The sequence below is a fragment of the Algorimicrobium algoritergicola genome (genome assembly GCF_008086165.1).
GTDB lineage: Bacteria > Bacteroidota > Bacteroidia > Flavobacteriales > Flavobacteriaceae > Algorimicrobium > Algorimicrobium algoritergicola.
Genome location: NZ_VSKL01000001.1, coordinates 163,054 through 184,246, shown reverse-complemented (window position 1 = coordinate 184,246; position 21,193 = coordinate 163,054). Strand labels below are relative to the sequence as shown.

24 protein-coding genes are annotated in these 21,193 nt (G+C 34.1%); 15 read left to right on the top strand and 9 right to left on the bottom strand.

The window, feature by feature from the left end:
* Positions 1 to 46 precede the first annotated feature (46 nt).
* Entirely contained in the window at positions 47 to 523 is a 477-nt protein-coding gene (locus tag ES675_RS00985) for a hypothetical protein (protein ID WP_066250634.1), read from the top strand.
* A gap of 170 nt (positions 524 to 693) precedes the next feature.
* Here ES675_RS00985 and ES675_RS00980 read toward each other — a convergent pair whose 3' ends face one another.
* The 4 genes from ES675_RS00980 to ES675_RS00965 form a co-directional block, all read right to left on the bottom strand.
* Positions 694 to 1,425 carry a Bax inhibitor-1/YccA family protein gene (locus ES675_RS00980; RefSeq protein ID WP_066250632.1) on the bottom strand — a complete coding sequence of 244 codons (732 nt, stop codon included), beginning with the start codon at positions 1,423 to 1,425 and terminating at the stop codon, positions 694 to 696.
* On the bottom strand, positions 1,425 to 2,300 hold the full coding sequence (locus tag ES675_RS00975) for a hypothetical protein (protein WP_066250629.1): 876 nt from the start codon (positions 2,298 to 2,300) through the stop codon (positions 1,425 to 1,427). The genes ES675_RS00980 and ES675_RS00975 overlap by 1 nt, the downstream gene beginning before the upstream one ends.
* Positions 2,301 to 2,367: 67 nt before the next feature.
* Entirely contained in the window at positions 2,368 to 3,495 is a 1,128-nt protein-coding gene (locus ES675_RS00970) for a glycosyltransferase (protein ID WP_066250625.1), read from the bottom strand.
* A gap of 2 nt (positions 3,496 to 3,497) precedes the next feature.
* Positions 3,498 to 4,460: a lysylphosphatidylglycerol synthase domain-containing protein gene (locus ES675_RS00965; protein WP_066250621.1), complete on the bottom strand. Its 963-nt coding sequence runs from the start codon at positions 4,458 to 4,460 to the stop codon at positions 3,498 to 3,500.
* 55 nt (positions 4,461 to 4,515) lie between these two features.
* Here ES675_RS00965 and ES675_RS00960 point away from each other — a divergent pair, with 55 nt between their 5' ends.
* The 8 genes from ES675_RS00960 (at position 4,516) to ES675_RS00925 (ending at position 10,263) form a co-directional block, all read left to right on the top strand.
* Positions 4,516 to 5,154, top strand: a complete 639-nt coding sequence (locus ES675_RS00960; protein WP_066250619.1) for an outer membrane beta-barrel protein — start codon at positions 4,516 to 4,518, stop codon at positions 5,152 to 5,154.
* Positions 5,154 to 5,711 carry a crossover junction endodeoxyribonuclease RuvC gene (ruvC, locus tag ES675_RS00955; RefSeq protein WP_148367193.1) on the top strand — a complete coding sequence of 186 codons (558 nt, stop codon included), beginning with the start codon at positions 5,154 to 5,156 and terminating at the stop codon, positions 5,709 to 5,711. The genes ES675_RS00960 and ruvC overlap by 1 nt, the downstream gene beginning before the upstream one ends.
* Before the next feature lie 41 nt (positions 5,712 to 5,752).
* Positions 5,753 to 6,559 carry a hypothetical protein gene (locus tag ES675_RS00950; RefSeq protein WP_148367192.1) on the top strand — a complete coding sequence of 269 codons (807 nt, stop codon included), beginning with the start codon at positions 5,753 to 5,755 and terminating at the stop codon, positions 6,557 to 6,559.
* Positions 6,560 to 6,640: 81 nt separating this feature from the next.
* Entirely contained in the window at positions 6,641 to 7,786 is a 1,146-nt protein-coding gene (hemW, locus tag ES675_RS00945) for a radical SAM family heme chaperone HemW (RefSeq protein ID WP_066250607.1), read from the top strand.
* 72 nt (positions 7,787 to 7,858) lie between these two features.
* Positions 7,859 to 8,605: a cyclase family protein gene (locus tag ES675_RS00940; protein WP_066250603.1), complete on the top strand. Its 747-nt coding sequence runs from the start codon at positions 7,859 to 7,861 to the stop codon at positions 8,603 to 8,605.
* 32 nt (positions 8,606 to 8,637) lie between these two features.
* Positions 8,638 to 9,261, top strand: coding sequence for a DUF4230 domain-containing protein (locus tag ES675_RS00935; RefSeq protein WP_066250599.1), 624 nt, complete (start codon positions 8,638 to 8,640; stop codon positions 9,259 to 9,261).
* Positions 9,262 to 9,264: 3 nt separating this feature from the next.
* Complete coding sequence (locus ES675_RS00930; protein WP_066250596.1) at positions 9,265 to 9,627, top strand: MmcQ/YjbR family DNA-binding protein; 363 nt, start codon at positions 9,265 to 9,267, stop codon at positions 9,625 to 9,627.
* 57 nt (positions 9,628 to 9,684) lie between these two features.
* Positions 9,685 to 10,263 carry a PhnA domain-containing protein gene (locus ES675_RS00925; RefSeq protein ID WP_066250594.1) on the top strand — a complete coding sequence of 193 codons (579 nt, stop codon included), beginning with the start codon at positions 9,685 to 9,687 and terminating at the stop codon, positions 10,261 to 10,263.
* A 35-nt stretch (positions 10,264 to 10,298) separates the two neighbouring features.
* Here the strand turns inward: ES675_RS00925 and ES675_RS00920 are convergent, their stop codons facing one another.
* Entirely contained in the window at positions 10,299 to 11,147 is an 849-nt protein-coding gene (locus ES675_RS00920) for an AraC family transcriptional regulator (RefSeq protein WP_066250590.1), read from the bottom strand.
* Positions 11,148 to 11,306: 159 nt separating this feature from the next.
* Here ES675_RS00920 and ES675_RS00915 point away from each other — a divergent pair, with 159 nt between their 5' ends.
* The 6 genes from ES675_RS00915 (at position 11,307) to ES675_RS00890 (ending at position 16,966) form a co-directional block, all read left to right on the top strand.
* Positions 11,307 to 12,221, top strand: a complete 915-nt coding sequence (locus ES675_RS00915) for a dihydrodipicolinate synthase family protein (protein ID WP_066250587.1) — start codon at positions 11,307 to 11,309, stop codon at positions 12,219 to 12,221.
* Positions 12,221 to 12,559, top strand: a complete 339-nt coding sequence (locus ES675_RS00910) for a tRNA-binding protein (RefSeq protein ID WP_066250585.1) — start codon at positions 12,221 to 12,223, stop codon at positions 12,557 to 12,559. The genes ES675_RS00915 and ES675_RS00910 overlap by 1 nt, the downstream gene beginning before the upstream one ends.
* A gap of 10 nt (positions 12,560 to 12,569) precedes the next feature.
* Positions 12,570 to 14,156 carry an aldehyde dehydrogenase (NADP(+)) gene (locus ES675_RS00905; protein WP_066250583.1) on the top strand — a complete coding sequence of 529 codons (1,587 nt, stop codon included), beginning with the start codon at positions 12,570 to 12,572 and terminating at the stop codon, positions 14,154 to 14,156.
* Positions 14,157 to 15,164, top strand: coding sequence for a 4-hydroxyproline epimerase (locus ES675_RS00900; protein WP_066250580.1), 1,008 nt, complete (start codon positions 14,157 to 14,159; stop codon positions 15,162 to 15,164).
* 93 nt (positions 15,165 to 15,257) lie between these two features.
* On the top strand, positions 15,258 to 16,505 hold the full coding sequence (locus ES675_RS00895) for an NAD(P)/FAD-dependent oxidoreductase (protein WP_066250577.1): 1,248 nt from the start codon (positions 15,258 to 15,260) through the stop codon (positions 16,503 to 16,505).
* Between the two features lie 182 nt (positions 16,506 to 16,687).
* Positions 16,688 to 16,966 (top strand): STAS domain-containing protein, encoded by a 279-nt coding sequence (locus tag ES675_RS00890; RefSeq protein WP_066250574.1) that lies wholly within the window; start codon positions 16,688 to 16,690, stop codon positions 16,964 to 16,966.
* Here ES675_RS00890 and ES675_RS00885 read toward each other — a convergent pair whose 3' ends face one another.
* The 4 genes from ES675_RS00885 to ES675_RS00870 form a co-directional block, all read right to left on the bottom strand.
* Positions 16,967 to 17,410, bottom strand: coding sequence for a YybH family protein (locus tag ES675_RS00885; RefSeq protein ID WP_066250571.1), 444 nt, complete (start codon positions 17,408 to 17,410; stop codon positions 16,967 to 16,969).
* A gap of 39 nt (positions 17,411 to 17,449) precedes the next feature.
* Positions 17,450 to 18,550 (bottom strand): DUF4407 domain-containing protein, encoded by a 1,101-nt coding sequence (locus ES675_RS00880; protein WP_066250566.1) that lies wholly within the window; start codon positions 18,548 to 18,550, stop codon positions 17,450 to 17,452.
* A 127-nt stretch (positions 18,551 to 18,677) separates the two neighbouring features.
* Positions 18,678 to 20,564: a M56 family metallopeptidase gene (locus tag ES675_RS00875; RefSeq protein ID WP_066250563.1), complete on the bottom strand. Its 1,887-nt coding sequence runs from the start codon at positions 20,562 to 20,564 to the stop codon at positions 18,678 to 18,680.
* An 88-nt stretch (positions 20,565 to 20,652) separates the two neighbouring features.
* Complete coding sequence (locus ES675_RS00870) at positions 20,653 to 21,021, bottom strand: BlaI/MecI/CopY family transcriptional regulator (protein WP_066250560.1); 369 nt, start codon at positions 21,019 to 21,021, stop codon at positions 20,653 to 20,655.
* Between the last annotated feature and the right edge of the window lie 172 nt (positions 21,022 to 21,193).

Below are 21,193 nucleotides of genomic sequence, written 5' to 3'. Positions count from 1 at the left end.
GGTTTAAAATATAAAAATATCGTATTTTTCGGGCTCATAACAGCCTATGAAACAGCTATATTTTATTTTAATGTGTTTGGTGGTTACTTCCTGTAATTATTTCGATGCTAGAAAAACATCGTCAGACGTTATTTTGGAAAATGAACTGCTAACATTTAATTGGAATGAAGTGGATGAATATCCCATGTTTGAGAGTTGTGATGAAAACGGAACTCAAGAAGACAAGAAAAATTGCTTCCAAAATACCTTAACCGAGATTATCACAAAAAAACTGCAACAAGACACACTTATTGTTAAGCAAGATATCAATGATACGGTTTACATGAATTTTGAAATTTCGAAAGACGGATTGCTGTCACTTATTACCATTAAAGCCGATTCAATTACGCTTCAGGAAATACCAAATATTAAAGAATTACTTCATAAAAGTGTAGATTCATTACCAAAAATCTATCCGGCAATCAGACGCAGTCAGCAAGTGAAAACGGCTTTTACCTTGCCTGTGATTATTCAGGTTAACTAGTTTTGTAAATTGGTAAGAATCTTTAAATTTCCAAATTTTAATTTTTTAAACGATGCTAGGTTGAGTGCCATGTCTACGTAGTCAGGCAGCCGAAACGGTATTTTATCTCTCAAATTCAAAAAAATAAAAGTGATTGATTGTGCCACTATTTAAATTCGGAATTCAACAAACTAAAATCGAATTGCGAATTTTCGCATGAGTCTCAATATTTCTGCATACAACCAAATTAACGTCACCAATAATCCCCAAGTTGCTAGCCATTCTTTTTCTTTTGGCGCTTTATTTTTATGACGTTCTATATAATCGAAATCCAATAGCAACGCTAATGATGCAAAAACGGCAGCTACTACGTTAAACCCAATAGCAAGCCATGATGTTCCCCAAAGAAAACTTTTTATTCCAAAGAAACTCAATATCCATGAAATAAGATAGGTCATAAAAATGGCTGTACAAGCGGTAATAATAACACTTCGTAGTTTTTTAGTGACCACAATAATGCGTGTTTGATAGAGTATTAACACCACGAAAAAAGTGATAATAGTTACACCAATTGCTTGGAACGGTAAATTAGGGAATTGCGCTTGTGCATAACTGGTAATACCTCCTAAGAAAAAGCCTTTGGCAATAGCATAAAGTGGCACTAAAAATTTAGCCCAATGTTGCCTATAAGAAATTATTAAACTGACAATAATAGCGGCAATCATACCACCTGTTGTAAACCATTTTATGTTGTTTCCGTTGCTGTAATAATACCATATAGCCACGGTGATTCCAGCAACAATAGCAATACAGAAAAACGATTTAATAAGGATGCCAGAAACCGTCATTTTTTTAGAAGATGTATTATCATCATTCCAAAAATAATTGGAGAAAGCTGGATTGGATGTTTGGTCTAAACGCACTATAAATTCATCTTAAAGCCTAACGCAAAATCAATAGGGAAGTTATCGCTATTATCACTAAAAAGCGCATAAATATCGTGATATGCAAAGGTGATATAGCCATTTTCGGTGACACGAAAATCGGCGCCAAGACCAAGAATAAAAGGCACATCAATATTCGAAAACGATTCATCATAAACCCCAACTCCTGGTAGACTGGACGTGTATGTCGCGTTGCCAAAATCATAAGTCACCAGTTTTAAATTTCCATACACATTAAATCGATCCTTATTAACAACGCGATAGCGATATCCAATGGCAATTTGTGTAGAGGTGTATTCAAAATCATCAGCTTCCAAAGCATGTCTGAAATGAAAAAATAGTGCATGTCTTGGTAATTTGGTGGCTTCAAAAAATTCGAATTCTAATCCAAAAAACGGCACACTAGCATTGTTTGGATTTTCTACTAATGGCTGATTGGTAATCCCTCCAAAAAGGCCTAAACGTGTTTGAAGTTTAGTACGAGGCTCAAAATTATAACTTAAATCTGTTGTGGCATTGTAGGTGTTGAAAAAATCTTCCAAGCTATGAAGGGTTAAATTCACCTTGTCTGTTGGAACGCCATAGCCTTCTGTAAGTGCATTTAAAACCGATTTGTATTCCTCTTGATATTTTCGTGTATCGGCATTTTTGGTGTTTACCAATTCTTGAATATCGCCCGAATCTGTTCGTGCAAAATAGCGGTAAGTACCATCATCAATAGTCCAAAGTAAATCTAGATTACCTTCTACAGCTGTCTCCAATTCTAATGTTTCATTATTAATGGTGTAGGATTGTTGTGAGAAACCTAAAAAGCCAAGCGCTAAAAACCCAAATAAAAGGAAATGCTTTTTCATGTTTTATTACAAATTTGGTTACTTGTAAAGCTAAAAAAATTAAATGATAACTGGGATATTATCTTTTTTATTTCTTGAAGGTTCTGCCTTTCCAAGTATAACCTTTATAAAATGATATGGAAATAATATACATGGTGAAAAATGGATAAAAGAGACTAGATACAATAAAGGATGGCAAAACAGATTCTTGATTTAAAAAGCGACTGGTTTTAAAAATGAGTAGAAAATCGACACAGAATTTAACAAGTATGATGTATATAAAGTTGTTTAAACTAAAAATGCCAAAAGAAACTATTGGAATTAAAATAATAATGAGCAAATTCATGAGCAAAACAATAATACCAGTTAGAATAGCAAAAAAGCTTTTATAGCTTGTGGATTTGGCAGCCCATCTTAATCGTTGGGACACTAATTGGTTCCAGTTTCTTTGAGGTTTTGTTTCTACTGTGGCATCAATAGATTTTAAATAATAAACATCATCAGAATTATATTTAACCGCTTTTTGTAGTAAAAAAACGTCGTCACCACTAGCTATTTCTGTAGAGCCTTCAAAACCTGATAACTCGGAAAATAGCGCTTTTTGGTAGGCTAAATTGGCGCCATTGGCTAAAAAAGGTTCTTTAATGCCAAAACCGCCAATGGTCGTGCCCATTAAACTTAACAGATCCAATGTTTGAAAACGGTCTAAAAACGATGCAATATCATAGTAATTTACAGGAGCTGCAATTAAGCGTAAATTGGATTTCTGAATAATACTATCAAAGCTTTTTAGCCAGAGTTTTGGAACGCGGCAATCCGCATCCGTTGTAATAACCCAATCATATTTTGCGTTTTTTATTGCTTTGGATATAGCATCTTTTTTGGGCGATGTGCTTTTAACTTTATTCTTTAAAATCGTCACATGCTTTAATCCGTTTTCAATAAAGGTTTTAATGATTTTTACAGAATGATCTTCAGAGCTATCATCAATTAAAATAATCTCAAATAAATCAGTGGGATAGTCTAAATCTTTAATCGATTTTAAAAGTTGCGGTAAATTATTTTCTTCATTTCTAAAAGGAACAATAATAGAAAATGCTGTTTTTGGAGGTGCATCATCCAATTTAAATTTAGGAACCTTTACAAACCCATAAATCAACACACTTATTAAAAGTAGGTATGCCAATGTGATTGATATGGCGATAATAAATACCATAATTAGGATTTAGGAAGTTTAAATTTTAAAACAAATATACTACCAAAAAGACTAGGAATCACCACATTTAATATCCACATAATCGTTACCGTGCTTAAAATAGTAAAAGCGTTTACACCAACAATTGTAAATAAATAAACAGCTACGCTTCCTTTAATAATCACGTCAAAAATAAAAATTGATGGGATTACAGAAGCTAAAAAATACATACTGGTAATGACGGTTAACGCATTTAAATAGGATGCGGACACACCAAATAATGTTAATATGTAGTAAAATTGAAAGGAAAAAATGGCATAGCGAATGACCGCTAATAAAAATCCGAAACTATACATTTTAAACCGTAATTGTTTGAAGTAGTTCGCAATTTTTTGAAGTGAAAACCCTTTAAACAGGACGTTACTTTTTGAAACAGCTATAAAGCCAACTGCCGCAATAACTAGAATGATTGCTCCAAAACGTGCAATTTTATAATAATCAATAGTGGTTTCGTATTGGTTTAAAAATACATATAAACCTATACTTCCTAACAAAACGGTTACCAGCATTTGTAAACTATTGCCTAATAAATTTAATGCTACAATACGTTTGCGTTCAGCTGGTTTGTAATACATGGCTTTAACGCCATATTCACCAATCCGGTTGGGTGTTAATAACGATGCTGTTAAGGAACTTAAACTTTGTTCCATGGCCTTATAAAGTGATATTTTTTTAAACGACGACACGAGAATCTGCCATTTTAAAATTTCAAAAAACCAGTTAAAAAAGCTTAAAATGATTAAAAAACTAATTGTTTTGACGGAAAACTGATTGTTTTCTGATAAAAAGCTAATAAAAACTTGAAAATCTAAATCGGGATTAGCAGTGAGTTTGTTGTAAATAAAATAAAAAGCGCCAACAACTATGCTCAATTTAATAAGTACAAAAAAGAATTGTTTAGTTTTGTGTGGAATACTTCCAAACATATTTTGCTGTGGTTCGTTATCTAGGTAATAATACAAATTAAAACTTTATATTTTTATGCACATAGTTTTTAAACAAATTAAGTCAGTAGGATTGGCAACGGTTTTATTTTTTATGGTTGCAAGTAGTTTTGCTCAAAGTGAAGCGAGCCGATGGAAAGCCCAGTTTTCTGTTGGATTAAACAGTCCAAACTCCGGAGGTTTTGTTACGGGTTTTGAAGGAAAGTCTATTAATTTCCCTACCATTCAATTAGGCGTTCAGCGCATGTTTAAACCGCAATATGGTGTAAAGTTGGATTACGGATTTAATCGTTTGGATTATGATTCAGGTTCGCCGTATTTTAAAATTAATTATTCAAGAATCAATGTTCAGTTTGTTTACGATTTAACGCCAATAGCTAATTTTTTACCAGCACAATTAGGCGTTGTAGCACATGCAGGTCCGGGATTTTCTATGGTAAAACCCTTGAGTGGTTATTCTGAAAATAACACCTCGTTTTTAAATGCTATGGCTGGTTTGGAATTTCATTATACTATTTCTCGAACGCTTTCCGTGTTTCTAGATACGTCATATATTTACGGATTTAGCTCCGGATTTTCACCAGTTTCTGATGGATTTGGTTCCTTCAACGGCAACCTATTTACAGCAACAGTAGGTGTTTCAGTGTCATTAAGTGGTTGCTATTATTGTGATTAATGAGTAAAGAAAAAATTATATTAGGAATTGATCCAGGCACAACCATTATGGGTTTTGGGCTGATAAAAGTGGTGGGTAAAACCATGTCTTTTGTGCAGTTAAATGAATTGGATTTAAAAAAATACAGCGATCATTACCTGAAACTTAAACTTATTTTTGAGCGCACCATTGAGTTGATAGAAACGCATCATCCAGACGAAATTGCTATTGAAGCACCTTTCTTCGGGAAGAATGTGCAGAGTATGCTCAAGTTAGGTCGTGCGCAAGGTGTAGCTATGGCAGCTGGCTTAAGTAGAGAGATTCCAATTACGGAGTATGCCCCAAAAAAAATAAAAATGGCCATTACGGGGAATGGTAATGCTAGCAAAGAACAAGTAGCCAAAATGCTTCAGAGTTTATTAGGGCTAAAAACGCTACCTAAAAATTTAGATTCTATGGATGGTTTGGCAGCAGCCGTTTGTCATTTTTATAATGAAGGTCGCATAGAAATTGGAAAAAGTTATTCTGGTTGGGATAGTTTTGTCAAACAGAATGAAGATCGGGTTAAGAAGAAGTAAAAAGTTTGTAGTAGCAGTCAACAAATTTAAAAATGAATCATTTGAGACATCAGAATATTTATTTAGTCCTATTTATACTTTTTAATTTCTTGAGTATTTATGCTCAAAGAACTTTAAAAGGGAAAATTATTGATGAGGATATTGGTGTATTTCCTGGTGTAAGAGTATTTGAAAATGACACCACGCTAATTGGAGAAACGGATCTGAATGGAAATTTTGAAGTTTTAGTTTCTAATAACATAAATGAATTAACTTTTACCTGTATTGGATGTGAGAGAATAACTATTTCTCTTTACGAAAATTGCGATTATATTGAGTTCATATTATTAGGAGAAGCTGTTTATCATTATAAGTCAAGCAAAAAAATTGATAGATTAAGAAAAAAAAGATTTGACAAATTACCTAATCTTTATCGGCAAGCTTATAACAATGGCATTTTCAAATCCGAAAAGCCTTGTTTTGAACAAGAATTTGTGCTAATAAAACAAGAATTGGATGAAATTAGTCGACAAGATAAAATAATTAAAAAAGAAATTGAAAATCAGTTTAAGGATTTAGCAATTGGAGACACAATTAGAATTCCTTATGCAACTAGATTCGGTTATGACGGGTCAGAAAGAACAACTTTATTCGCTTGGTCAAGTTATACTGACGAAACACAGTTTGACTGCATAATTGAAGGTATCATAATTGACAAAAATAAAAGAAACCGAGGATATAATTTGATATTTGAAATTATTCAAACTAATCAGTGCAACCATAAAGTAATTTTATTTGATGAAACGGAAATGAGAATAGGACAAATACTCAAGCACAATATCAAACATACCAAAATTTTAATCAAATAAAATTCTATTGTCAACACTTGTAATAAACTAAAATTTTACTGAAATCTGTCCACTGAAAACTGAGACTGAAAACTAAAAAAAATGGCCGGAATCTACATCCACATCCCGTTTTGCAAACAAGCTTGTCATTATTGTGACTTTCATTTTTCTACGTCGCTTAAAAAGAAAGGTGAATTGCTTCAGGCTTTAGTAACCGAACTTCAATTGCGAAAGGACGAATTCAAAAATATCCAAGTTGAAACCATTTATTTTGGAGGTGGTACGCCAAGTCTTTTAAGTAAAGATGAATTGAAAGGGCTCATTGATGCCGTTTATGAAAATTATGAAGTTTCTGATAATCCTGAAATCACTTTGGAAGCCAATCCAGACGATTTAATTTCTGCAAAAGATGTATCAACAACCGTTTTTCAAGATTACAAAAGCATTGGCATAAACCGATTATCCATAGGCATTCAATCCTTTTTTGAAAGCGATTTAAAATTGATGAATCGCGCCCACAATTCGGAAGAAGCTAAAATTGCTATGGAAGAGGCAACTCAATATTTTGATAATATTTCTGTCGATTTAATTTACGGCATTCCAGGTTCTACAACCGAACAATGGCAAGAAAATATTGAAACCGCATTAGCCTTCAATATGCCACATATTTCCAGTTACGCCTTAACGGTTGAACCAAAAACGGCTTTGGCTAGTTTTATTAAAAAAGGAATTATTGATAATGTAGATGATGCCTTGGCAGAACAACAATTCCATATCTTGGTGGATACCTTAACCAAACACGGATTTGTTCATTATGAACTTTCTAATTTTGGAAAACCTAATTATTTTAGCCGAAACAATTCAGCCTATTGGCAAGGGAAACCGTATCTAGGAATTGGACCTTCAGCACATTCGTTTAATGGAAAGGAACGTGGTTGGAATGTTAGAAATAATTCAAAATACATCAATGCTTTAGCAGAAAACAATTTACCAATAGAAATTGAGAAACTATCAAAAACCGATCAATATAACGAATATATCATGACAGGTTTACGAACTATTTGGGGCGTTTCATTAGAAAAAATAGAACAGGATTTTGGATTGCATTTTAAAGAATTACTACTTAAAGAATCTGAAAAACATATCAGCAATCAGTTGCTGTATATTAAAGATAATACCTTACGTGTTACTAAAAAAGGATTGTTTTTAAGTGATGGGATTGCGTCCGATTTATTTCTGCTAAATTAAACCCTCTAGAGTTGCATTTATGCTGACTTTTACGTTTATTATCACCACATTGAATTTAGAAAAATTACACACATGATTGCAACTATAGAAACCAATTCTAAAAAGTATAAAATAGACTTATCCAAACCGTTAGACATCTCTATTCCTATGCGTGCTTCGGCAAATAATGTGAACGCCTGGTATCAAGATCCACCTAAAATTGAACCGGTTCAAGACGGCGATTGGATAGCAAGTGTTGCAGAAGGTGCCGATATTAATTTCAATAATATTAGTTTTAATCCGCATGCGCACGGCACACACACGGAATGTGTTGGTCACTTAACAAAAAAACTACACTCCGTAAATCAGAATTTAAAGCAGTTTTTCTTTTTAGCGGAAGTGATAACGGTTGCTCCAGAAAAACGTAAAACAGATTTTTTTATTTCCAAAAAACAGATCCAATTTGCTTTGGGAAATAAAAAGCGTGATGCGGTTATTTTGAGGACTATTCCAAATACAATCGAAAAATTAAATCATCAATATTCTAATACCAATCCGCCATTTTTATTAGAAGAAGCGGCCATTTATTTACGTGAAAAAGGCGTGAAACATTTGCTGATTGATTTGCCAAGTGTGGATAAAGAAAAAGATGATGGCGAACTGTTGGCACATCATGCTTTTTGGAATACAGCGGGAAGAAAACGTATGGATGCAACGATTACCGAATTGATTTTTGTGCCAAATACCGTTGCAGATGGCACGTATTTTTTAAATCTTCAAATTGCACCTTTTGAAAATGATGCCACACCAAGCAAACCAATTTTGTTCGAAATTGAGTAAATTAGAACCGGACAACTAATGCGTACATAATTATGGATATACTTTTTGGTTTAATAGTTGGTATCATCATAGCACTTATTGCCGTCTTTTATTTTAGAAGTCAGCAGGTCAAGCAGCAGACAAATACCCAATCTGTTATTCTTCTAGATAAAATAAAAATGGTTTGTAAATTCATTTCTGTTGAAGGGGATTTTGCCGAAATATACCATTATGAAAATGTTAAAGAACGTTTTTTAAGTCTCGTAAGTGGTAGAAAAAAAGCGTTAGTAGTTATTAATGCTAAAGCACATGTAGGTTTCGATTTTTCCAAAGTCAAACTAGAAGCCAATACAGCCACAAAAACCATTATTTTAAAACACTTTCCAAAACCAGAAATATTGAGTATTGAAACCAATTTGGACTACTACGATAAAAAAGAAGGTATGTTTAATAGGTTCCAAGCATCGGATTTAACAGGCCTTCAAGCCGAAGCTAAAAAGCATATTTTAGATAAAATTCCTGAAAGTGGTTTGTTTAAATTGGCGCAACGAGAAGCGGTTGAAGCTATTTCGCTTATTGAAAATTTAGTCATGACTATTGGTTGGAAAATAGACTATTCGGCCATAGAATTACCTGATATTGAAGACTCAAAAGAAACCAAAGAACTTAAAAAGTAACTTGTGAATATAGAACAACTTCGTGATTATTGCTTAACCAAAAATGGGGTTACGGAACATTTCCCGTTTGATGAAGATGTTCTAGTCTTTAAAGTTGGCAATAAAATGTTTCTACTAACCTCCTTAAAAAACTGGGAGAAAAATGAAGCCACTATCAACCTTAAATGTGATCCTGAATATGCCTTGGAATTACGCGCAAATTATGAAAGTGTAGAACCTGGTTATCACATGAGTAAAAAACATTGGAATACCATGAGTTTGTATAAAGGCGAATTAACAATCCCGTTTGTAAAGCAATTGATAGACGATTCCTATGATTTAATTGTAAAATCCTTACCCAAAAAAATCCGCGAAACACTTCAGTAAAAAGCAGTATGTTTGCAACCTGTAAAGCACCTATATTAATCTTCAATAAAAAGCACCATGAGCGTATTACAAATGATTCAAGAACGCAGTAATAATACTTGCGAATTATGTACATCCACTGACGACTTAAAACAATATACCATTCCACCATCTTTAAATGAAAACGTGGCCAATGATGTTTTGGTTTGTAAAACCTGTTTGGATCAAATTGAAGAAAATACAGACATGGATCCCAATCATTGGCGTTGTTTAAATGATAGTATGTGGAGTGAGCATGTTGCGGTTCAAATTATGGCTTGGCGTATGCTACAACGCTTACGAAGTGAGGGTTGGCCAAAAGATTTATTGGAAATGATGTATTTGGATGATGACGCTTTAGCATTAGCTCGTGCTACAGGTGAACATGAAGATGAAGCCAATAAAATTATTCATCGTGATGTAAATGGCGTTATTCTAGACAATGGTGATTCTGTTGTGTTGATAAAAGATTTAAAAGTGAAGGGTTCTAGTATGGTTGCCAAACAAGGTTCGGCTGTTAGAAATATTCGTTTAGATCATGAAAATGCCGAATTTATTGAAGGTAAAGTTGATGGTCAGCAAATAGTGATTATTACCAAATATGTCAAGAAAACATAATATGTAATTAAGGCATTTTCTCTCTTTTTCGAAACCTATGAATTCGGATTTTTCCGATAATTATTGGGTGACTTCCCTTTAATTATTTTAAACTGTCGGTTAAAGTTCGATATATTATTAAAACCAGATTGGTAGGCAATTTCAGAAATGGAACTATCCGTTTGAGTCTGTATAAGTTTACACGCGTTTTCAATACGCAATTCATTTAAAAACTGAAAATAGGTTTTATTGGTACGCTTTTTAAAATATTTACAAAAAGCGTTTTTCGTCATGTTAGACACTTCTGCAACAGCATCAAGTGTAATGTCGGTTGTATATTGATTCATGGTAAATGCTAAAACATCACGCATGCGCTTCCCTTCATTATCCGAATATTTTTTATCATATATAAAGGAAGATAAACTCTCGTAGTTAGCTTGTGAAGCAATTTTCATCAATTGTAGTAAAATCATAAAACGTTCTAATTTACTAGATGCTTCAAGCTTCAAGAATAATTCTTTTAGGATTTTTTTATGAGATGTTACTTTAAATCCATGTTTGGAACGCTTGAAAAATTTCTGTAATTCAAGTAATTCTTCCAAGTCAAAAAAATCAGTACCAAACGAATCCTTGGTGAAAAATAATGATAGCATTCGTGAGTGTTCGGAAGCTTTTACATCACTTTTAAACACATGCGGCATATTACTATCTAGAATTAAAATGTCGTTTTTAGAATAGAAATTAACCGTGTCACCAACAATCAACGTGCCTTCGCCTTCCAAAATAATACTGAATTGTATTTCTTCGTGTTGATGCAGTTTATCATAAAAGCTTGTTTCAAAATCCTCTTGATAAATAAGAGTGTCTTGTTCTGGTTTTGGAATTTTAAATGGGAGTACTTTCATGATTTATTCAAATGTTCTGAAATACAAAAATAAGCAAATACTATTCGTAAGTTAGCTCAAAAATATAAATTAGGATAATATTGTATATATTTTGGATAAATTTAGATAAAAAAGGTAACCTTCATTGAACTAATTTTAGCTTACTAAAAGTTATAAATTATGAGAATTCAATGGAAAGGTATTATGCCAGCAGTTACAACGAAGTTCACAGATGATGATGAATTGGATTTAAAAGCCTTCGAAATTAACATTAAAGCACAATTAGAAGCAGGCGTTCACGGCATAGTATTAGGTGGCACTTTGGGTGAAGCTAGTACATTACTAGATAACGAAAAAAGAATGCTCACAACCACCACTGTGGACCTGGTAAAAGGAAAAGTTCCAGTGCTCATTAATATTGCGGAGCAAACTACCAAAGCAGCTATTGAAGCTGCTCAAAAAGCTGAAATTGATGGCGCAAAAGGATTGATGATGTTGCCGCCAATGCGCTATAAATCTGGCGATAAAGAAACTGTTGAATATTTTAAGGCAGTTGCAAGAAATTCGTCTTTACCCATAATGGTCTATAACAATCCGGTAGATTATAAAATTGAAATTACCCTTGAAATGTTTGATGAATTATTAAAATTTGATAACATAGAAGCGGTAAAAGAATCCACGCGTGATATAACAAACGTTACCCGAATTAAAAATGCCTTTGGTAACCGATTGAAAATTATGACAGGTGTTGATACGATTGCCTTGGAAAGCCTGCTCATGGGAGCCGATGGTTGGATTGCGGGACTCGTGTGTGCTTTTCCAGCTGAAACCGTTGCTATTTATGAGCTTCAAAAAGCAGGTCGGATTCAAGAGGCCATTGATTTGTATCGTTGGTTCATGCCCTTGTTAGAATTGGATATAAATCCTAAATTAGTACAAAACATAAAACTGGCGGAAGTTTATACAGGAATTGGTACTGAAAATGTGCGTCAACCTAGATTAAAATTGGAAGGTGCGGAACGTGACTATGTTAAGCATGTTATTGAAACCAGTTTAAAAAATAGACCAGTATTACCAGATTATAAAAACTTATAATGAAAAACACGTTAACATGGGATGAATTTTCCAAAGTAGATATGCGGGTTGGAACAATTGTTTCAGCCGAAATTTTTAAAGAAGTTAAAAATCCTGCTTATAAATTGCTTGTTGATTTTGGCCCTTTAGGCAAACTAAAAACATCCGCTCAAATCACCAACCTTTATGATGCAAAAAGTCTTATTGGAAAGCAAGTTATAGCGGTTGTTAATTTTCCACCGAAACAAATTGCCAATATGATGAGTGAATGTTTAATTCTAGGAGGTTTAGGAGAAAACAAAGATGTGGTGTTACTGCAATTAGAACGCATGATGCCAAACGGAACAAAAATAGCTTAATACAAAACAGATGATTACAGGAAAAAATTATATTGGATATCACGTATTAGCCAGCGGAAATAAAACGTATAAAACGTTCAATCCACAAACTAATATGGCAACTGATGCTGTTTTTACGGAAGCAACTTCAGATGAAATAAATCAAGCAGTAGAATTAGCGAGCAGCGCATTTCTGACCTATAAAAATATGTCAGGAGTAAAAAAATCAACATTTTTAAACGCTATTGCAGATGAAATTCTAGCACTTGATATGCAACTTATAAATACCTACTGTTCGGAAACGGGATTGCCCGAAGGTCGTGCCAAAGGTGAACGCGGACGAACCGTTGGTCAGTTGCGGGTGTTTGCCGATTTATTAAATACAGGTTCTTGGGTAGAAGCGAGCATAGATACGGCTCAACCCAATCGGGAACCGATGCCAAAATCAGATATCCGAAAAATGCTAATTCCGTTAGGTCCTGTTGTTGTTTTTGGTGCTAGTAATTTTCCGTTAGCCTATTCCACAGCTGGAGGAGATACGGCTGCAGCATTGGCTGCTGGTTGTCCTGTAATTGTAAAATCGCATCCTATGCACGCTGGGACAGGCGAATTGGTAGCTTCGGCTATTGTAAAAGCAGCTAAAAAAACGGGAATGCCAGAAGGTGTTTTTTCAAACTTAAATAGTAGTGGTATTGAAGTTGGTTCAGAACTCGTAAAACATCCAGGCGTAAAAGCCGTTGGTTTTACTGGTAGTATAAAAGGTGGTCGTGCTTTATATGATTTAGCAGCACAACGCGAGGAGCCAATTCCTGTTTTTGCCGAAATGGGAAGTATTAATCCCGTTGTAATTTTGCCAAAAGCGTTACATAAAAAAGGATCAGATTGGGCAAAAACCTATGCGAATTCTATTACATTAGGAACTGGACAGTTTTGCACCAATCCAGGTTTGTTATTAGGAATTAAAGGCGACAAATTTTCAGCATTTATTGATACACTTTCAGAGGAAATACTAAAAACTGAACCATCTTGTATGCTGCATCCTAATATTTTAGGTGCTTATGAAGCAAATCGAAAAAAAGCGACGTCGCAAGCTGATTTAAAAGTGGTTGCTGAATACGATTTAGCGGTTAAAGATAATTATGCCAAACAAACGGTTACAACTGTTTCTGGTGATACATTCTTAAATAATCCAACATTACATCATGAAGTGTTCGGGCCATATTCCATGGTTGTAGCCTGCGATGATGCCAAGCAATTGCGTACAATTATTACAAAATTAGAAGGGCAACTTACGGGAACTATAATTGCTGACAATGCGGAAATTGAAAACTTTCCAGAGGTGGTTTCTGCTCTGCAAAATCGGGTAGGAAGACTCATTTTTAATGGCGTGCCAACAGGTGTTGAGGTTTGCCCATCCATGAATCATGGTGGACCATATCCAGCATCTACAGACAGCCGCTTTACAGCCGTTGGGATTCATTCCATTAAGCGTTGGGTGCGTCCATTTAGTTATCAAGATTGGCCGAGTAATTTATTGCCAGACGCTTTGAAAAATAACAATCCGTTAGGGATTTCTAGACTCGTTAATAATAAACAAACGCATGATGTGATTTCGTAAATGATTAAGGGAACATTTGTTTGTATAGATGCGCACACCTGCGGAAATCCCGTTCGTGTTATCAAGGAAGGTATTCCAGAATTGCTGGGAAATTCCATAAGTGAAAAACGCCTGCATTTTCTGAAGGAATTTGATTGGATCCGTAAAGGACTTATGTTTGAGCCTCGTGGTCATGACATGATGAGTGGTTCTATGCTGTTTCCACCACACAACCCTGAAAACGATTTTGCCATTTTATTTATCGAAACATCGGGTTGTTTGCCAATGTGCGGGCACGGAACTATTGGTACTATAACCATTGCTATTGAAGAAGGTTTGGTGATTCCAAAAGTACCTGGACAAATCCGAATGGAAGCACCTGCTGGTTTAGTAGAAATAGAGTATCAACAAACAAACGGTAAAGTAGATTGGGTAAAGTTGACTAATGTGAAGAGTTTTTTAGCAGCCGAAAACTTATCAGTTGATTGTCCAGAATTGGGTATTATTTCGTTTGATGTAGCCTATGGAGGAAATTACTACGCCATCATTGATCCACAGACCAATTTTTCAGGTGTTCAAGATTTTTCGGCATCCAAACTTATTCAATATTCTCAAGTTGTTAGACAACATATTAATGAAAAATATCCTAATTATTTTATACATCCAGAAAATGAAACCATTCGGGATGTAACCCATTTATTATGGACAGGAACACCAATTGATCCGTCATCATCTGGACGAAACGCCGTTTTTTATGGTGATAAAGCAATAGATAGAAGTCCTTGTGGCACTGGAACTTCAGCACGTTTGGCACAATTGTACGCTAAAGGAAAATTAGAAGTGGGAACCGACTTTATTCATGAAAGTTTCATTGGTAGTAAATTTATAGGTCGTGTTGAACAAGAAACCACTTTGGATGGCAAATTAGCTATTGTTCCAAGCATAACTGGTTGGGCAAAAATTTATGGACACAATACAATAACTATAAATGATGATGATCCGTATGCGTTTGGTTTTCAAGTGATTTAGAGGAATGATTTAATGTGGAAATGTTGTAATTACAGAATGATTAAATTAGATGAGACATCTCGACTGCGCTTTATGTGACAAAATTAAATTGAAATGAGTAAAACTATAATTATCATTGGCGGCGGAATCATTGGTTTATGTTCTGCCTATTACCTTCATAAGGAAGGTTGTCAGGTTAGTATTATTGACCAATCTAATATGGATTCAGGCGCATCCTATGTCAATGCAGGTTATTTATCTCCTAGTCATTTTATTCCGTTATCGGCTCCTGGAGTTATGAAAAAAGGATTCAAATGGATGTTAAATCCAGCCAGTCCTTTATATATAAAACCACGATTAGATCCAGATTTTTTAAAATGGACGTTGGCATTCAATAATTCGTGTACCGCTAAAAATGTTAAAAAAGCCATTCCTACTATTAAAGGATTAACCTTATTATCCCAAGAATTCTATGATGCTATTAAGCAAGACGAGAATTTTTCATTTCAATTAGAAAAGAAAGGTTTGTTGATGCTTTGTCAAACAGATAAAATGTTAGAAGAAGAAATTCATACAGCAGAAATAGCTAAAAGTGAAGGCTTGGATGTTTCTGAAATAACACTAACCGAGTTAAAAACTTTAGAGCCTAATGTAGCCATGTCAGCAAAAGGCGCAATCTATTATAGATGCGATTCACATTCCACACCTCAAGAGTTTATGATGGAAATGAAAGCGTATTTAATACGTGAAGGCGTTGAATTTTTTACCAATGAAAAAGTAGAAGATTTAACCTTGGTTAATAATAAGATAGTATCATTAAAAACTAATAGGCAAACTTTCCAGGCTGATGAGTTTGTTTTAGCAGCGGGATCATGGAGTACCTTTTTAAGTAAAAAAATTGGACTCAATCTATTACTTCAAGCAGGAAAAGGCTATCGAATTAACACCCAACAACCAACAGGAATTTCTATTCCAGCTATTTTAGCTGAAGCCAAAGTAGCGGTTACGCCTATGAATGGCTTTACACGTTTTGCTGGTACTATGGAAATTGCAGGAATTAATAATGCCATAAGTGCTATTAGAGTTGAAACTATTGCTAAAGCTGCTTCGCAATTTTATCCAGATATCACATTAAACGAACTTGAAAAAAATGATGCTGCTTCAGGTTTGCGACCTGTTTCTCCAGATGGTTTGCCATATATTGGAAAATCTCAAAAATGTTCAAACCTGACTATGGCAACCGGTCATGCTATGATGGGTTGGAGTATGGCGACTGCCACAGGTAAGTTGGTTTCTGAAATTATTATGGAAAAACCACCAACTTTAGATCTTCAAAATTGTCATCCAGACAGAAGATTCTAAACTGTAACGCCTTAAAAAGCAGTTGTTTGTCGATTATTTATGCAATTGGAATGCAGTAAACTGAAAGTTCTGCCGTATATCGAAAACTATACGTGTAATTGGTTTAAGATGTTATATTTACGGTATCCCTCATATGATTAGTAGCACATTATTTATTGTTTAATATTTAAAAATCATATGTCATGAGTTTAGTAATTTCACACTACAACAACTTTTTTAACGTAAAAGGTATCCTTGATAAAAAGTCTGTTAGTATGTTTCAAGATCAATTTGAAAACGTATTCGAAAAGTTGCAATCCGTAACCATCAGTATCGAAGAATTAGATAGTATTGATAAATTTGGTGTTATGGCACTTGCAAAACTGCATAATGAATCCTTATTGAAAAAGAAGCAATTATCTATTGTTGGCTTTGGCTGTAAAGATTTGTACGACCATTTTAAAACCAATGATGCCGCATAATTAGCTAGACATATCTGCTATTATTTTCCATTCACCATTTATTTTCTTTAAAATAATAAGAAATTCACCTTGCGCATTACCAACCGAGCGTTTTAAATGGTATTGACCCATAACATAATAGGAATGGTCTTCAATTGGGGAAATGGATTTAAATGTGAATTGTAATTCGCCAGTATACTCTTTACTGGGATAGCCTTTTTTATAATTGTTTAGCGTTTTTTGCCACCCTTTGGTAACACCATTGCTTCCATAAAATTTTAACGAGTCGCTTTTCCAGTAACCTTGCATAAATCCTTCTAAATCAAATTTATTCCAAGCATTTTGCTGTATTCTTAAAACCTCACGAATGGCTTGCGTATCTTCAAGATAGGTTTTAGATGTTTCAGATTGTGCAAATGTGCCTACTGAAAATAGTAGGCTTAAAATGAGATAAATAGATTTCATAAGGTTTCGTATTAGTTCATTAAAAGTACAAACAAAAATTTAAAGGGCCTTTTTCTGATGCTGAAAAAATGCATCTGCTTGCAACTGCATGAGTTCACGCGCTTTTTTACGCTTGTAATTGTAAAGTTCATCTTCTTCTGAAATATCTTTATAAATTTTATTATTTAAAACCATATCTGTTTTCAAAATCTCGTTGCGCGCATTCATTTTTTGCGTTGCCCAAGTTTTTACAGTGCTTTCCGCATCTTCTAATTTGTAATCATAAGGCCCTTTAGGCGATAATAATTTGGTGAAAATTGGTGATGTTTCAATAGCCAAAAACAATAGAAAAATAAAGAATGACGGTAGCCAAGGTAGTTTTTGAAGCGCATTTACACGTGCCATCAATCCATCAAAACCATCAATGATTGGCTGTGTACTTTGAATTTGTGTTTGTTGGTTGTTTCGTAAATCTATAATCTGATTTTCTAGTACGGCTATTTTAGCCAGGTTGCTTGCTTTCAAATTCTGAAGTTCGGCTAAACCCATATCATGTTTATCGCGTTTTTCTTGGTAAACGGGTCCTTTGCCTAATAGTTTGGTGCCAGCCCTTCCTTCCGCTTCTTGAATGTACGTGTCGTACAACGCATTAACGTCTGTTTCCTTTACCGTAATTTGGTTTTCAAGAGCCGAAATATCTGTTTCTAAATTGTTGATGTTTGGTGAGAATTGTTTTGAAATCTCTTCCTGATTTTCAAGGGTCATTTGGTTCTTTTCAGTTAAAAGCACCTGATTAATTTCTTTTTCAAAAATTTTAAGTTCTAATGGTTTCGAAATAACAATAGCAATAATGACGGCCAAAAGGAGTCGTGGTGTAGCTTGAAGTAATTCGTTCATTTTATTGTTCCGCTTTTTAATAGTTGAGACAATAAATCGGTCTAAATTAAAAATGAGTAAACCCCAAAGAACACCAAAACCCATGGCTATAAAATAGTTATCAAATATGGTGTAAAGCGCATAACTAGCTGCTATAAATGCCATAACAGCCGTAAAGAAAACGGTTGCGCCAATACCGGCATATTTGTTTTGCTCACCATTGGAGCAGGTGTATAAAATGTCTTGGTCCGACCCAGAACAGAGGATGAAGAATTGTTTTAACATGATTGATTGATGTTTTAACTTGTCCTTAAGTTAGACAGGTTGATTGACTATTAGAACGTTAGATGGTGGTTTTTGTTACAAAAAAAAGCCACGAATTTTATCGTGGCTTCTTAATTTATTGAAAAAGTTATTTTTTAATACGTGGTGGTGGAGGTGGTAGAAATATGTCAAGTTTTTTTAATTCTTCGGCAATTTGGGCAATTATTTCTCTAGAATTATTATTGTCAGCTTTTATAAGCGTATTGATTTTCATGTCTGATTTTATTTCATCTTGGTATAGATTTGATAAAGTCATATTAAGGTCGTTGAGAGATACTGTTTTTGTGATTTTTTTATTTGAATCTTTAAGTGATATAGTCTCATCAGAATTTACTGATATATAAAGTTGTGTTTCAAAATTTGGTTTTGGTGGTGCAGGAGGCGGTGGAATATTACTTTCTTGTCCTTTCTTCACCTTATAATTCCGGTTGTAATCCTCCTGTGCTTTTTTATATTCTTCTTTTTGTTTAGGTGTTGCATTAGCTGGAATAGGAGGTGGTGGCGGAGGCGGTAATTTGTGTTCCACTTTACCATTTGTCACCTTGTATTTGCTGTAATATTCGTTGATAAGTGTTTCATATTTCGCTTTCTGTTCGGGTGTGGCATTTGCTGGAACGGGTGGTGGTGGTGGTGGAACAGATAAATCATTTTCATCAACAATGACCTTCACAATTTTACCATCGTTGTTCTGATATTGGTATGTGTAACTTTCACCTTTTTTAGACTTATTAATTTGGTTTTCATATTCCTGTTCTTCACTTTTTGACATGTTTTGAGTTGGAGGTGGAGGTGGAGGTGGAGGCGGAAAATTAGGTAAAGGTTCAGCGGCTTTCTTCTGTTCTTCGGTCATTAAATTATATAAATAGTTTAACCGCTTTATATCATTTAATTTTATGACCAAATTATCTCTACTTTGCGAGTTGTAGTATTTAGCCAATTTATTATATTCAGCAATTTGCGCTTTTGATGCTCCTTTTTGCTTGTCTATAATTAGATTATTTTCAGAACCCTCTTGATGTTCTGTTGAATTTGCATCAGCACTTGATAATTGTTCATTTAGCGTTTCGCTCAAAACAATATCTGGCTCTGCAGGTTTAAAAACCTCTTTTGTACTACTAAAACTGTAAATTAATACAGCCAAAAGAGGCAGGATAATGAGTCCCTTGATCCATTTAACGGTGTTTGATGTGTGTGATTTCATAACTGTAAATCGTTTTTTGATTAATGAATAATTGATAGCATTCGCTAGATGATGAGTCTGTGCGTCTTCCATAGTCTTGGAAGCTGAAAATGCCAATAAGATGTGCTGATAGGTTTTGGTGTCCGTTCCCGTTTTAAGAACAGCTTGATCTGCTAAAAATTCGTGGTTTAGTTTAATGTCTTTTTTGATAAAATATAGAAGCGGATTAAACCAAAATATAATTTGCATAAGCTCTATAAATAAAATATCTAAAGCGTGTTTTTGCTTGGCATGTGTTTCCTCGTGAAGCAGAACTTCGTGTGGGATTTTATGCGCTTCATATTTTGATTTATTTAAAAATATGTATTGTAAAAAGGTGTGAGGATAGATTAAATCGGTCATTAAAACATGTACTAAATTTCCCTTTTTAAACTTTGGATTTTGCCTAATACGATTAATAAGTTTTATGAAATTAATGGTGAAACGCCCCGCAAAAATTAGGGCGCCTAAATAATAGATAGACCATAAAAAAGTAGATAAATAGTCGGAAAAGGATGGTGTTATTTCTGTATGCGTACTAATCGTTTCTAAATTGCTAAAAACAATAGGATTTCCAATTGGGGAAGCATCAACAAACGTGGTAAACGTAATAAATGGTATGGCAACAGAACCCAAAAGAGCTACCAATAAATAGAAGCGTTTAAAGTGATGAATACTTTCACGCTCCAATACTAATTTATAGAACAACATAAAAACAGCCAAACAAGCACTAAATTTTAGAATGTAGATGTCCATAATTATTTAATTCGTTTATATTTATTTAAAAAAAAGGCCTCTTGAACCTTACTATGTTTCAGGTGTTAATCTTTTGTAATCTTGACGACTACGGTTTATTTTTAATTTGTTGATCTATCAATTTTTTTAATTCTTCCAACTCCGTTTTCGATAAGTTGGTTTCTTTGGTGAAAAACGATGCGAATTGTGATGCGCTGTCATTAAAAAAGTCTTTTATCAGTCCGTTAACGTGTTTGGAGAAATAGGCCTTCTTTTTAACTAGTGGAAAATATTCTCGAGATTTCCCGAAGGTATTATACGCAATAAACCCTTTATCCGTCATGCGTTTTAAAAGCGTGGCAACAGTGGTTGGAGCAGGTTTAGGATCTGGATAGGCATCTAGCAAATCTTTCATAAAGCCTTTTTCCATTTTCCAAAGGTGATTCATTAACTCTTCTTCCGATTTTGATAACTGCATGTTCTACAAGTTTAGATTGTGTTCTACAAACATAGAATAATAATTTGTATTCTACAAGTGTAGAGGTGTTTTTTTTAATTTTTGAAAGTGCTATTAGTAGAATTTGATTTTTAAATTTGAAACAAAAAAAGTATCGAAAAATTCAACAAAGCGTTAAATCTCGATACTTTTT

Excerpts from the sequence above, each read along its gene's own strand:
- ES675_RS00890 (WP_066250574.1), top strand. The coding sequence starts at position 16,688 with ATGAGTTTAGTAATTTCACACTACAACAACTTTTTTAACGTAAAAGGT.
- ES675_RS00960 (WP_066250619.1), top strand. The coding sequence starts at position 4,516 with ATGCACATAGTTTTTAAACAAATTAAGTCAGTAGGATTGGCAACGGTT.
- ES675_RS00915 (WP_066250587.1), top strand. The coding sequence starts at position 11,307 with ATGAGAATTCAATGGAAAGGTATTATGCCAGCAGTTACAACGAAGTTC.
- ES675_RS00885 (WP_066250571.1), bottom strand. The coding sequence starts at position 17,410 with ATGAAATCTATTTATCTCATTTTAAGCCTACTATTTTCAGTAGGCACA.
- ES675_RS00900 (WP_066250580.1), top strand. The coding sequence starts at position 14,157 with ATGATTAAGGGAACATTTGTTTGTATAGATGCGCACACCTGCGGAAAT.
- ES675_RS00895 (WP_066250577.1), top strand. The coding sequence starts at position 15,258 with ATGAGTAAAACTATAATTATCATTGGCGGCGGAATCATTGGTTTATGT.
- ruvC (WP_148367193.1), top strand. The coding sequence starts at position 5,154 with ATGAGTAAAGAAAAAATTATATTAGGAATTGATCCAGGCACAACCATT.
- ES675_RS00940 (WP_066250603.1), top strand. The coding sequence starts at position 7,859 with ATGATTGCAACTATAGAAACCAATTCTAAAAAGTATAAAATAGACTTA.
- ES675_RS00970 (WP_066250625.1), bottom strand. The coding sequence starts at position 3,495 with ATGGTATTTATTATCGCCATATCAATCACATTGGCATACCTACTTTTA.
- ES675_RS00910 (WP_066250585.1), top strand. The coding sequence starts at position 12,221 with ATGAAAAACACGTTAACATGGGATGAATTTTCCAAAGTAGATATGCGG.
- ES675_RS00880 (WP_066250566.1), bottom strand. The coding sequence starts at position 18,550 with ATGTTAAAACAATTCTTCATCCTCTGTTCTGGGTCGGACCAAGACATT.
- ES675_RS00875 (WP_066250563.1), bottom strand. The coding sequence starts at position 20,564 with ATGGACATCTACATTCTAAAATTTAGTGCTTGTTTGGCTGTTTTTATG.
- ES675_RS00985 (WP_066250634.1), top strand. The coding sequence starts at position 47 with ATGAAACAGCTATATTTTATTTTAATGTGTTTGGTGGTTACTTCCTGT.
- ES675_RS00925 (WP_066250594.1), top strand. The coding sequence starts at position 9,685 with ATGAGCGTATTACAAATGATTCAAGAACGCAGTAATAATACTTGCGAA.
- ES675_RS00975 (WP_066250629.1), bottom strand. The coding sequence starts at position 2,300 with ATGAAAAAGCATTTCCTTTTATTTGGGTTTTTAGCGCTTGGCTTTTTA.
- ES675_RS00935 (WP_066250599.1), top strand. The coding sequence starts at position 8,638 with ATGGATATACTTTTTGGTTTAATAGTTGGTATCATCATAGCACTTATT.
- hemW (WP_066250607.1), top strand. The coding sequence starts at position 6,641 with ATGGCCGGAATCTACATCCACATCCCGTTTTGCAAACAAGCTTGTCAT.
- ES675_RS00965 (WP_066250621.1), bottom strand. The coding sequence starts at position 4,460 with ATGTTTGGAAGTATTCCACACAAAACTAAACAATTCTTTTTTGTACTT.
- ES675_RS00920 (WP_066250590.1), bottom strand. The coding sequence starts at position 11,147 with ATGAAAGTACTCCCATTTAAAATTCCAAAACCAGAACAAGACACTCTT.
- ES675_RS00905 (WP_066250583.1), top strand. The coding sequence starts at position 12,570 with ATGATTACAGGAAAAAATTATATTGGATATCACGTATTAGCCAGCGGA.
- ES675_RS00870 (WP_066250560.1), bottom strand. The coding sequence starts at position 21,021 with ATGCAGTTATCAAAATCGGAAGAAGAGTTAATGAATCACCTTTGGAAA.